The organism is Terrisporobacter othiniensis, assembly GCF_000808015.1.
Taxonomy (GTDB): domain Bacteria; phylum Bacillota; class Clostridia; order Peptostreptococcales; family Peptostreptococcaceae; genus Terrisporobacter; species Terrisporobacter muris.
Map to the genome: position 1 here is coordinate 1 of NZ_JWHR01000095.1, position 13,027 is coordinate 13,027.

10 protein-coding genes are annotated in these 13,027 nt (G+C 28.2%); 3 read left to right on the forward strand and 7 right to left on the reverse strand.

The genetic code is table 11. From position 1 onward, the window contains the following. Positions 1-480 precede the first annotated feature (480 nt). Complete coding sequence (locus tag QX51_RS10420) at positions 481-1,449, reverse strand: CorA family divalent cation transporter (protein ID WP_039679859.1); 969 nt, start codon at positions 1,447-1,449, stop codon at positions 481-483. Between the two features lie 288 nt (positions 1,450-1,737). Continuing rightward, on the reverse strand, positions 1,738-2,286 hold the full coding sequence (locus QX51_RS10425; RefSeq protein ID WP_039679860.1) for a hypothetical protein: 549 nt from the start codon (positions 2,284-2,286) through the stop codon (positions 1,738-1,740). Between the two features lie 218 nt (positions 2,287-2,504). Here QX51_RS10425 and QX51_RS19515 point away from each other — a divergent pair, with 218 nt between their 5' ends. Beyond that, a complete protein-coding gene (locus QX51_RS19515) occupies positions 2,505-3,338 on the forward strand; it encodes a collagen-like domain-containing protein (RefSeq protein ID WP_052232993.1) in 834 nt (277 codons plus the stop codon). A 306-nt stretch (positions 3,339-3,644) separates the two neighbouring features. After that, complete coding sequence (locus QX51_RS10435; protein ID WP_039679861.1) at positions 3,645-4,277, forward strand: biliverdin-producing heme oxygenase; 633 nt, start codon at positions 3,645-3,647, stop codon at positions 4,275-4,277. Between the two features lie 281 nt (positions 4,278-4,558). On the opposite strand, the gene QX51_RS10440 is transcribed toward QX51_RS10435, so the two are convergent. The 3 genes from QX51_RS10440 to QX51_RS10450 all read right to left on the reverse strand — a co-directional run bounded on the left by QX51_RS10440 (position 4,559) and on the right by QX51_RS10450 (position 8,492). Then, the gene (locus QX51_RS10440) at positions 4,559-6,046 is read right to left on the reverse strand and encodes a hypothetical protein (protein WP_039679862.1); all 1,488 of its coding nucleotides are present in this window, start codon (positions 6,044-6,046) and stop codon (positions 4,559-4,561) included. A gap of 138 nt (positions 6,047-6,184) precedes the next feature. Beyond that, positions 6,185-7,438, reverse strand: a complete 1,254-nt coding sequence (locus QX51_RS10445; RefSeq protein ID WP_052232994.1) for a tetratricopeptide repeat protein — start codon at positions 7,436-7,438, stop codon at positions 6,185-6,187. A gap of 118 nt (positions 7,439-7,556) precedes the next feature. Then, positions 7,557-8,492, reverse strand: a complete 936-nt coding sequence (locus QX51_RS10450) for an AEC family transporter (RefSeq protein ID WP_242842725.1) — start codon at positions 8,490-8,492, stop codon at positions 7,557-7,559. 232 nt (positions 8,493-8,724) lie between these two features. Between QX51_RS10450 and QX51_RS10455 the strand changes: the two genes are divergently transcribed. Continuing rightward, the gene (locus tag QX51_RS10455; protein ID WP_039679863.1) at positions 8,725-10,464 is read left to right on the forward strand and encodes an ABC-F family ATP-binding cassette domain-containing protein; all 1,740 of its coding nucleotides are present in this window, start codon (positions 8,725-8,727) and stop codon (positions 10,462-10,464) included. A 182-nt stretch (positions 10,465-10,646) separates the two neighbouring features. Here QX51_RS10455 and QX51_RS10460 read toward each other — a convergent pair whose 3' ends face one another. Both QX51_RS10460 and QX51_RS10465 read right to left on the reverse strand, forming a co-directional pair. Continuing rightward, positions 10,647-12,461: a heavy metal translocating P-type ATPase gene (locus tag QX51_RS10460; protein ID WP_082007828.1), complete on the reverse strand. Its 1,815-nt coding sequence runs from the start codon at positions 12,459-12,461 to the stop codon at positions 10,647-10,649. Between the two features lie 259 nt (positions 12,462-12,720). After that, positions 12,721-13,027 (reverse strand): sensor histidine kinase (locus QX51_RS10465; protein WP_039679864.1); only part of this gene is annotated, 307 nt, incomplete at its 5' end.

Consider the following 13,027-nt stretch of genomic DNA (forward strand, 5'->3'; position numbering starts at 1 on the left):
GTATATCATGAAATTATTAAAAGAAAATTACTTTGAGTAAGTCGGAAAAGAAAAAATATTATTTTTATTATTTAAAGGAAATTTATAAGTTTAAAAATAACAATAATTATAATTAATTTTTTGACGTTGTTTTTTTATGGAGAAATTATCTGTGCAAGTTCAATGTTTAAATTTGTATTATTGTGTATAAAAAAGAGTTGAAGTTAATATAATGTAATTATGTCAACTTTATGTAAAAAAAGTAAAATTACAAAAGAAATCGAACCTTTTTAATGGCGATTTAAGGCGTGTTAATAAACGTTACAATGTATTTATATTAAAAAGTATAATTTTAGCTTAAATTCCGATTTAAAGCGTTATACGCCGTTTTTATTAAAAAATATAAAAATAACAAATAATTAAGCATTAAAAAGTTACCATAATAATATTATGGCAACTTTTTATGTTATATATCAATAATTTCCACATTGTACATTAATATTACAGAAATTTTTTTGTTTTAAAAATAATAAAACTTATAATTATTATTAATAAAATAACTAAGATAGTAATTCCATATCCATATTCATAAGTTAACTCAGGCATGTATTTAAAGTTCATACCATATATACCAGTAATTATACTTATGGGTACAGCAGTACCTGTAAAAATCGTAAGCCTGGTTATTAGGTTATTTGTCTTCTCTGAAACTTTTGAAGAATATATATCTAATAGTTTATCTGCCAATTCTCTAGTGCTTAAAGAAAAACTATAAAGTTTATCTATAGATAAGTCTAGTCCCTGCAAAAGCTTCTCATATTCCTTTTCCAAATAGTTATTTCTAGTCTTTTCCTTTGAGAAAAACTCCATGCCATCTTTCAGTAGTGTATCCATCATATACGTTAAAGGCCTGATGTTTTTTACACAACATCTGCATATGGATCTTACATGACTTATCTTGCTAGATATATCCTCATTTACTTCATTTATAATATCATCCTCTATTTCTAGTATTATCTCCTCTACCCTTTCCAAATTCTCAAACTGATTAGAGATGATGATTCTAAGAATACTAGAGTATATAGTGAATAAAGATAAGGTTAGGTTTGATTTATAATAGAAATTTTCACGCATTAATTGTTTTATTTGCTCATATACATCGTTTTTTTTCCTTATAAGAATAAGAATATATTTCTCTGATAAGAAGATGTTTATCTCCTCTATTAGGATATCTTCTTCGTTTATTTGAAAATTAGCTAAAGTAAAAAATATATAATCATCTAAGATATTTACACTTACTTTTTCATGATAAGAAAGACAGTTTTTATAAGCTTGATTATTTATTTTTAAAGTGTTTTTGAAAAATTTTAACTCCCAGGGGTTACATATGATAAAGTGGTAATCCTCATTAAAGTGAATCTCATCTATATTTTTGGTTATTTTCTTTGTATTTAGGTTTAATATATGCATTTATATATTTCTCTCCTTGGTTAAAACTAAATTATGACTATTAATTTAGTTTTATCTTTTTTTAGTTTATTATTCAGTGTTAAATATTTCTAGATTAAAACAAAAAGTTGCCGTAATATTATTATGTAAACAAAAACTATGTTAAAGTTAAAAAATGCTATTTTTACCGTACAAGAACAAATGTTCGCAATGCTAAAAATGGGCATTTTTATTATATCTTTCTAGTAATCATAAAGGATGTACCATTTTTGATACACCCTTATAAATTGATATATTATAATAATAAATTTAAAGTTTATGAACTAATCTCTTACAAGCAGAGATTTTTACTCTTTTGTCGATAAGCAGGTCGTAATCCTCGCAAACAAACTTATTTGAAGACCAAAAACTTCTAGCTGCATCATTTTTAGGTGTAAGTAAAATAAACTCAATATCATCGATGCTCCTTAATAAGCTAATAAAACTACCTATAATCTTACTTCCTATACCCTTTCTTGTGGGATTTACAGAAAACCATTCTATCTTTGCATAAAGTATTTTACTATCATTGTACTTGTATTCTATGTATTTATTAAAATCTTTACCTTTTAAATTTTTAGCTTCTTTATAATAGTAGAAGGATTTTTTGTCTGGGTAATACAATCTGAAATTCAAGTTTAAATGTATGTTTTTGCCATAGTTATTTTTATTATAAATACTGTAATAACCTTTTCTTTTTGAACCTATATATGTAAAGTTTGGATCTATATGTACTATGCTGTCTACTAGTTTATCTAATTTTTTACAAATATCTTTTATTATCTTTTCATCTTCATTTACTTTAGTTTTATTAATCATATAATCACCCCAAATAATATATAGTAATCTATCTTTAAATATTTAGTCTATTTTTAGATCTAGAGTGTCTTATATGTATAGTTCTACATAAAATCGCTTATTCCTATATTTAATATATCCTTTAAATATTATCATCACTGTGCCATTTTATAATTTTTATCATATAAATATAGTACGTAGAAGTTCTACTAAAAATAATCAACATGGAGTGTAATATTATGGACAAAAACTGTACAAACAAATGTAATTCTTGCAATTTGTCTTCATGTAAGGAATTAAACGCAGATAAAGCTTGTAAAAATAAAAAAGTTTACTGCTCTGGTAAAATGGATTCATCATCTTGCCCTATGTGTATAATTCCTTTAAACTGTGGAGATTTTCAAATTTTTAATATTTTATGTTGCTCTATTGGGCGAACTGTGGGGTTAAAATTAGAGGGAAGCGATTGTATATTAAGATTAAAAGTTTGCCAAGTTAATCAATGTGCTGTTATGGGCAAAACTTCTTCTGGAAAAGGTCCTATTTATATTAAATTAAGTTCTATTCAATATGTAGACTTAGGTAAAGAAGTTTATATTAACCCATTATGTAATGAAGCTAGTTGTGTTGGTTTACAAGGACCAACTGGACCACAAGGACCAAAAGGCGAAAAAGGAGACATGGGTCCACAAGGACCAAAGGGTGAAATGGGACCAATGGGCCCAGCCGGTCCAAAAGGTCCTAAGGGAGATAAAGGTGATATAGGTCCACAAGGCCCTTCTGGAGCTCCTGGAATACCTGGAGCATCAAGTAAGGGAGTTAAAGGAGATATGGGTCCACAAGGACCAAAAGGTGAAACAGGACCAATGGGTCCAATGGGTCCTAAAGGAGATACTGGTTCACAAGGACCAGCTGGACCACAAGGACCAAAAGGTGAAACAGGGCCAATTGGCCCAGCCGGACCAAAAGGTTCTATAGGTCCACAAGGCCCTGCAGGTACTCCTGTAACTGTTATTCCTACTACAATACCTGAATATGAATATAAAAAGAAAAAATACCAAAATAAAAAATAGTATAAAAAGAGATGTCTCTAAATGATTTTTTTATCATTAAAAGAGACATCTCTTTTTAAGTAAGGTGGTTTTAATAGCACCTACACAGTAGCTTAAAGTGGTAATTAGGATATATTGTTGATGGAATGATTATCAATTTTTCATAAATGAAGTATTTCACTTGCTCGTTGCGCAAATAAGTCGCTCAAATAAAGCAAACTTTTTGTTAGATAGAAAAGTTATATTAATAAAATATCATATTAATGAAAAATTATATGTTTTTTAGGAATAATAGTCTATGACAATAATATTTTTGGAGGTAAATTTATGGAATTGATGATGAAAATGAAACAAGGTTCATGGGCTCTTCACGAAGCATCTGAACATACAGGTTTTATAAAAAAAATAGTAGATGGAACAGCATCAAAAGAAGGCTATGCAGAATATTTATTTAATTTAAGTGCTATGTATAAGGCAATCGAAGATACTATTGAAAATAATTTAGATAATGAAGTAGTAAAAGAATTTTCAACAAAAGAGCTTTATAGATACGAGTTAATAGAGAAAGATTTAAAATATTTTGCAGGAGAAAAATACGAGTTATTAGCTTCCACAGTAGCTTTTGTAGAAAGAATGAAAGAAATAAGTGATAGCAATCCAGAACTTGTAGTTGCTTATGCTTATACTAGATTTTTAGCAGATTTATTTGGAGGAAGAACTTTTTATCAATTATTAAGTGATAAATACGAGATAGCTCCAGAGGGCTTAAACTATTACAATATGAATGGTATAGAAGATATAAGAAGCTATGTAATGGAGTATGGAATGAAAATAGGCAAGATAAAATTATCTAAAGAATTAGAAGAAAAAATGCTGATTGAAGTGTCAAATGCATACATATATAATTTGGCAATTTCTTGTGAGCTAGATGCAAAATTATATGGTAAAAAAACTAGATAAATTCTAGAAAATGATTATGGTTAGTAATTGTTTTGTACAAAATGAGTATTCTATAAAAACTAATTTTGTATAAATTAAGGTAAGTTATTATTTTTAATTAAAAAAGGAGACTTATAGACTCCTTTTTTAATTTATTACATATTTTGCCTTTGTCATTTTGATATATTTCATGTACGCTTTAAATTTATATAATATACTTGACGATAATAGTTCTTGATATAAACTGTCAAAAACGTTATTACTTTTGGCGATGGTATCAAGTCATAAAGTTACTTGACGCGCTATTTTCTAAAATTATATCTAGTAAACATTGGTTGTAAAAACTCTTGAATTTGAGATTTATATGGTCGTAATTTAATAAATCGTTTTTCAAGTTCTTCTTTGATTGCTTCAAAATCATATTCATTGTTATTATTACAACAATTATATTTACACTTGAAAGCTTTCCAAACCTCTAATCCCTGATATGGATTTGCTGTACCTATATATAAATCATCTTCACTATCTACATATAGTATTCTTCCACCATAATTATATCTATTATCCAGTCCATCTAAGAAAACTGGTTCAAAATCTAGTCCATCTCTCGATACATATAAATTAAATCCAAAAGGATATTTAAATACATTTAATAGTTCTACTACTAACTCATATATTTCTATTAAAATATCTACTATAAATTCTGGTAATGGTAAATTATCTTTATTAGCTAATAGTAATTCTAATATAAGTTGCATATTTGTAGCGTCATCAAAGGTACTTATAAATAGTTTTTCATTATATTCTTGTATTTGCCAAGCATATACGTTAAATGGATTATAGAATCCTGACAAAATTCCAGATACACTATTTGGACCTACTACAACTTCATAATCATCATATTTGTCTATTCTTACTATATCGCAACCTCTTGGTATAGCCCATGCTAAAGGTAATTCTTTAGTTCCACTAACATATAGATGATTTTTAAACACTCCCATGCTCAATGGATATACATTATCTTCATCACCAAAGCCATTATCTACTACTAGTGTCCAATCATTAACTTTAGGCTCCTCTTTATTAGTTCTCCATACTTGAATACCATTTTCTGTACTTGTTGCCACGTATATGCGATTATTAAATACAGCCATATTTGTTATTCCACCTTGAGGGTTTTTATTTGGATTTGTACCCTCTGGTGTTTCCAGCTTCCAAGGGAAGAATTCAGGATCTTTACTACTATACAACAAAGTCTCTGGACCTTGACCAGTTTCATCTATTGCTGCTAAATATAACTTGTCTTTATGAACTACCATAGCTCTTGATGAAGTTCCAGTTATAGTACTATTTGGTTTAACATCAGATAATACTTTTTCCCACACTGTACCATTAACAGATTTATATACTTGCATATATCCCTCTGTAGCGGCAGATGCGGCATAAAGAGCTGGGTTTCCGTTGAAAGGTTTAAAATTAACCATATATCTAAATCCATATTCTCTTTCATCTTCAACTGTAAACACTTTTTGCCAAGAATCTGGACAGTCTTTTTTATATCTCCAAATTTCAGCTTTATTGTCTTGATTTGGAACATATATAGATGTTGGTATATTTAGAGAATCTCCAAAATAAGTTTGAATAATTACAAGTAATATATTTCTACCGGTACCTACATATATATAATCATCTAGTTCGCTCATTGACCAACAATAATTATTTTGTCTAGCATTTTCTAGATTATTGTAATCTAATCCATTTTCAGGTGTTAAACTTTTAAAATTATACATTATATCACCAACTTGTTATTGATATAAATAGGCATTAAATGCATACCTATTTATATCAATATATGATTATCTTCGTCAATTTGTTTCTATATTTTATGAAAACTTATTTGTTATTTAATGGTTTAGTTGTCACCAATTCTAATTTGTTGTATTATTTTTAATTTTAGTTTTTAAATTATCAAGTTTTTCTATAGCTTCTTCTAGACCATAAGATGCAGACTCCTCATATAGCTCTCTTGCTTTTTCATAGTCAACTTTCATTCCATAGCCTTTTTCGTACATTTCAGCGATATTAAATAAGACTATAGATATTTCTTCTTCATCATCTATGATTCTAGCATCATTTAAGGCATCTTCATAAAGAGCTAAAGCTTTTTCATAGTCAACTTCCACTCCATGTCCCAAAATATACATTTCTGCTAAATTACTTTTTGCAATTGATTCATTTTGCTCTATAGCTTTTTCATACCATCTTATTGCTTCTTCGTAGTTTTTCTCTATTCCCAGTCCTTCTTGATAAATATACCCCAAATTACACTGAGCATCAGAATATCCTAAGTTTGCAGATTTTTCATACCATATTCTAGCTTGCTCAAAGTCAACATCTACACCTATGCCTTGATTATACATATATCCCAATTGATACATAGCTACTTCACTTCCAAGCTTAGAAGCTTTTTTATAAAGATCTATGGATTTATTATAATCTACTTCTACACCTTCACCATATCTATACATCATAGCCAGGTTACAAAGGGCATTTTTATTATTTTTCTCAGCTGCTTTTTCATACCACTCTATGGCTTTATTATAATCTATCTCAGTACCTTGACCCATTTTATACATAACACCTAAATTATAAGCTGCATTTGAGTCTCCAAGGTTTGCAGATTTTTCATACCATTTAATTGCATTGTTGTAGTCTTGATTTACACCTAATCCTTTTTCATACAAGTATCCAACATAAAAACAAGCAAACTCTGTCTTAGAGCTTTTAAACCAATAAAGAGCTTTTTCATAATCCACATCAATATCTATTCCTTTAAAATACATATTTCCTAGAGCATATTGTGCATCTTTATATCCTTGATTTGCTGATTTTTCATACCACTTCATAGCTTTTTTACTATTTGTCATTTTATAATACTTTTCATCTGCTTCTATTTTTGTTTGGAAATATTTTTCCAATCCTTCTATTCCATCCTCATAAAAAATACCCATTATATATTGACTATGGGAATTATCTTGAAGAGCTGACATTTTGCATAAAACCATAAATTTATCAAAATTTTGTTCTTTATTCTCTCCACAAAAATATTGTACTGCTTCTTGTAATTTGTTATAAGCATCTATTTTATTAAATTCGTATATGTCATTGTCTAAATTACTCATGTATTTCACCTCTAAGTATCATTTGTATTAACAAAATCATTATATTTACTTAGGTATTATATCATAAATCATATCTGTATCTCATACATTTAGATTCACATGAATTAATTCTTTGATTCTACTGCCCTACAATTAAAAGTACCACAGGAAAAGTAACTACACAAAATAAAGTGCTCATAAATAATAGTACCGACGCATATTCCTTATCTTTGTTAAAACTTTCAGCAAAAATTGGCAACATAGCAGCCGTTGGCATAGCATGAAGTAATACAATAATCTTCATTACCTTTGTAGGACCTGGAAGAGCAGCCATGATAAGGTATACTATAATAGGTACAACCAAAAGTTTTAAAAACACTCCGTAATACAAAGAAATATCCTTCATATATTCCTTAAAATTTACATTGGACAAAATCACACCGACAATAATCATAGAAAGTGCAGAAGTAATTCCTCCTACCATTTCTATTGGCTTCATTATAATTGATGGAATCTCTATTCCAAATACCATAATAATTATTCCAATAAAAACAGCTACAATAGAAGGATTTGCAAACACTTTTTTTACATTTTTCTTGTTAATACCTCCTGTGAACAAACCTACTCCATAAGTCCACATAAATATAGTAAATAAAACATTAAATATAGATGCATAAACTAATCCTTCTTTACCATATAGACCTTCTATAATTGGAAATCCCATAAATCCACAATTTGAAAATACATTTGAAAATTGAATTATATATTTATCTTCTTTTTTTAGTGGTTTTAGTAAAAGTTTAGATATTATTATAGCCACAACTAGTGTTATTCCACTATAAAGTGTACATATTATTATATTTGTTTTTATCTCATCACTAAATTTTAAATTAAAATAAGATATTATTAAAAAAGGTAAGCTTATATTTAAAAGTAAGTCTGTTAAACCTTTATTAATTTCTTTTGTTATTATATTTTTTTTACTAGCATAAACTCCCACACTAATTATTAAAAATAAAGATATTATTCCTTCAAGTGCCATCATATGATTGATCCTTTCTACCAAAATTTTCATTATAATAATAATTTTAGCAGAGTTTCACATTATTATCTCTATTATAAAAGCTAATATTATAGTAATAATATAAAATAATTGAAATTAGTCCTAAAAAATGTTATGCTATCAAAAGTAAATCAAAAAGAATGTCGTTACTATATATACAATCAATTGGGAAATTACGATTGATAATATATTGAAGAGCTTATTTTTATAGGCTCTTTTTAAATGATAAAGAGAGGTAATAAATATGATAAAAGTTGACAACTTGTCCTACTCGTTCCCGCAAACAGATCTATATAATAATGTTTCATTTACATTAGAAGAGGGTCAACACTGTGCTTTTATAGGCGCAAGTGGTAGCGGAAAAAGTACACTTATAGATATAATAATGGATCCAGAAAGATATATGTTCCATGGGAAGTTGGAAATGGATCCAAGTTGTAGAATTGGGTATGTAAGCCAGTTCTCGCAAGTAGATAAAATAAAGGAAACGAGCGTGTTCCAATATATAGCTGAACCATTTATTAAGCTACAAGATGAAATATCATCTCTTTGTGAAAAAATGGGAACTTCTGATGATGTTGAGACTTTACTAGAAAAGTACCAAGAAGCTTTAGATGCATTTGAAGCAATTGATGGAGATAACTATGAAAGCAATATTAATAAGAAGCTAAATCTTGCAAATTTAAGCAAGCATAAAGATAAAATGATATCTGAGCTTAGTGGTGGTGAATTTAAACTTATTCAAGTAATTAAAGAAATGCTGAATTCTCCAGATTTAATGATTATGGATGAGCCAGATGTATTTTTAGATTTTGAAAATCTTAATGCTCTTAAGAATTTAATTAATTCTCACAAGAAAACAATTTTAGTTATTACGCACAATAGATATTTATTAAACCATTGCTTTAACAAAATTATACATCTGGAAAATACAGAGATTCAAGAATTTGATGGAAGATATATTGATTATAACTACTCTCTTCTTCAAACTAAAATCGAAATGCAAGAGCTTGCTATTGCTGATGAGGAAGAAATTGCTAGAAATGAAGCTTTAATTGAAATACTGCGAGAAAAAGCAACTTACAATGCAGAAGCTTCTAGAGGTAGAGCTTTAAAGGCTAGAGTAAAAATACAAGAAAGATTAGAAGCTAATAGAATTAAAGCTCCATTTGTTGATATTAAACAGCCATACATCAATTTAGAAACAAAAAATGAAATTGAAGAAACTGTTGCTTTGAAAGTTGAAGATTTTAGTATATCATTTGATGAAGTTCTTTTAGAAAATGTTAACTTTGAAATAAAATCTACTGATAAAGTAGCTATTGTTGGTACAAATGGTGTTGGGAAAACTACTTTATTAAAAGAAATATTTAAAAACAATAACAAGGCTATTAAAATAAATGAAGATATTGAAATGTCTTATTTATCTCAAATGCAAGGTGAAGCAGTAAATGAGTCTAATACCATACTTCAAGAGTTCTATGACGTGGGATTTGAAACTTATGGTGAGATTAGAAGATATGTTGGAAAATATGGTTTTGATGCAGATATACTTACACAAAAGATAGAATATTTATCTGGTGGAGAAAAGAATATCCTTCAGCTGGCTAAGGTTTCTGCAAGTTGTGCAAATATGCTTTTGATGGATGAGCCTACAAGCCACTTAGATATTTATTCACAAATGGCTCTGGAAAAAGCTATCGCAGATTATAAAGGTGCTATTTTGATGATTTCTCATGATTATCATTTTATAGTTAATTGTGTGGATTATGTTTTACTTATTGAAGATAAGACGATTAGAAAAATGAGTATGAGAAAGTTTAGAAAAATGATTTATGCTAATCATTTTGATAAGGATTATTTACAAATTGAAGAAAAGAAAAAGTCAGTTGAGATGGAGATTGCATCTGCTTTAAAGAATACTGATTTTGAACGTGCAAGAGCTTTATCTGAAGGATTGGAAGAACTTATTAAGATGCTTTAGATATATGATATTATAGAAATAAATAAAACTTATAAAATACACCCCCAATGCCAGGAAATTTCCATAAACAATTGGGGGTGTTCTTTATAATCATACTACTTTATGCAAATGTACTAAGTAACTAAGAATTCTATAAAAGAACTTTCATATAAAGAATCCTCATAATTCTGTGGTTATATTCTTTATTTTAATTTATAATTCATTATTCTCATGGAGTTTATGACGGCTATTAATGTAACTCCCACATCAGCAAACACAGCTTCCCACATATTTGCAAATCCTATTGCACCTAGGAAAAGTACTATAAATTTTACAACTAAAGCTAATATTATATTTTGCCATACAATCTTTTGTGTTCTTTTTGAAATATTTATACCATCTATTAGTTTTGATGGCTGATCATTCATTATTACTACATCAGCTGCTTCTATGGCAGTATCTGAACCAAGCCCTCCCATAGCCACACCTACATCAGCTATAGCAAGTACAGGAGCATCATTTATTCCATCACCAACAAATACTAAAACGCCTTTTGAACTTTTTTCTTTATACAATTGTTCTACTTTTTTTACTTTTTCATCTGGCAACAACTCTGATTCTACTGAACTTATACCTAGTTCTTTTGCTACATTTTGTGCAACTTCTTTACTATCGCCAGTTAACATAACTAGCGTTTTAACTCCTATATTTTTTAAGCCTTCTATGGTTTTTTTAGAGTCTTCTTTTATTTCATCAGAAATAATTATATAGCCATAGTATTTTCCTTGTACTGCTATATGAACTATTGTTCCTACTTCATTTATTTCTTCATATTTAATATTTTCTTTTTTCATTAGCTTGTCATTTCCAGCTAGTACTTTTTTATTGTTTATTGTAACACTAAGACCGTGACCAGATATTTCATTGTAATCTTTTATTTTATTTTTATCTATTTCCTCTTCATAAGCTTTAACTATTGATAAACCTATGGGATGATTTGAATAATACTCTGCATATGCTGCAAATTCTAAAAGTTCCTCTTGTGATACAAAATCTTCATTGTTTATTTTTGTTACTTTAAACACTCCCTTTGTAAGTGTTCCTGTTTTATCAAATACAACAGTTTCTGTTTTGCTCAATGATTCTAAATAATTACTTCCTTTAATAAGTAATCCACTTTTAGATGCTGTTCCAATTCCTGAAAAGAATCCCAAAGGTATTGAAATAACCAGACCACAAGGACAAGATACTACTAAAAATACCAATGCTCTATATATCCAATCATTCCATGGATTTTTAAATAGCAATGGGGGAATCATAGCAAGACCTAAAGCCACTATAACTACTACAGGTGTATAGTATTTTGCAAACTTAGTAATAAAGTTTTCAGTTTCAGCCTTGTTACTACTTGCATTTTCCACCAAATCTAAAATTTTGGAAACTGTTGATTCCTCAAATCTTTTATTTACTTTTATTTCTAAAACTCCGTTATTGTTTATGGAACCTGATAAAATATCACTGCCCTTCTCTACTTTAACTGGTAGTGATTCTCCTGTTAGAGCAGATGTATTTATCATTGACTTACCTTCTATAACAACACCATCTAAAGGTACTTTTTCACCAGCTTTTACAACTATAATATCATCTATGTTTATTTCTTCTGGAGAAACTTTTCTTATTTCATTATTTATTTTTAAATTTGCATAATCTGGCCTAATATCCATCAATGCTGAAATTGATCTTCTAGATTTATTAACAGCATAGGACTGAAAACTTTCTCCAACTTTATAAAATAGCATAACAGCTACACCTTCAGGATATTGACCTATGGCAAATGCTCCTATGGTAGCTAAGGCCATTAAGAAATTTTCATCAAATACATTTCCTCTGAATATATTTTTTACAGCTTTTATAACCACATCTGCACCTAGTAAAATGTAACTTATAAAGAATACTATAAATTCCCAAGGTGGTACAAGATTTGTAAATACGCCAACAAAAAATATTATACCTCCCATAATCAATAAACCAATTTCTCGTTTTCCCTCTTTTTCTTCTTCATCCTTTTCATTATCATCATCAATTTTAGTAACATTAATAATTAGTTCTATTAATTTTATTAATATAATTACAATAAGAAATACTGTAAGTAGTTAACAAAAAGCACTTAAAAATTTGTATATAAAAAATAACTTTAAATACATGATAAAATCTTTTCGCATAATAAAACAGCTCCCAATAACAATTTAATATTGTATATATAGAGCTGTTCAAATTTTATTTTTTATTTTCATTAAAAATTACACTTACTTTTGTACCGTCTCCAACTTTACTATCTATGTGAAATGTTCCTTTGTATAACTTAATTATTTGCATGGCAATTGATAAACCTATACCAAAACTATTGTTATATTTTCTTGATTTATCAACTCTATAAAACTTGTCCGTAATTTTAGGAATATCTTCTTTAGGTATTCCTATACCATTGTCTTTTACAGAAATATTTATATTATTATTATCTTTAAATATGTTTATATGAATTTTCTTTTCTTCTTTGTCACTATATTTAATAGAATTATCAATA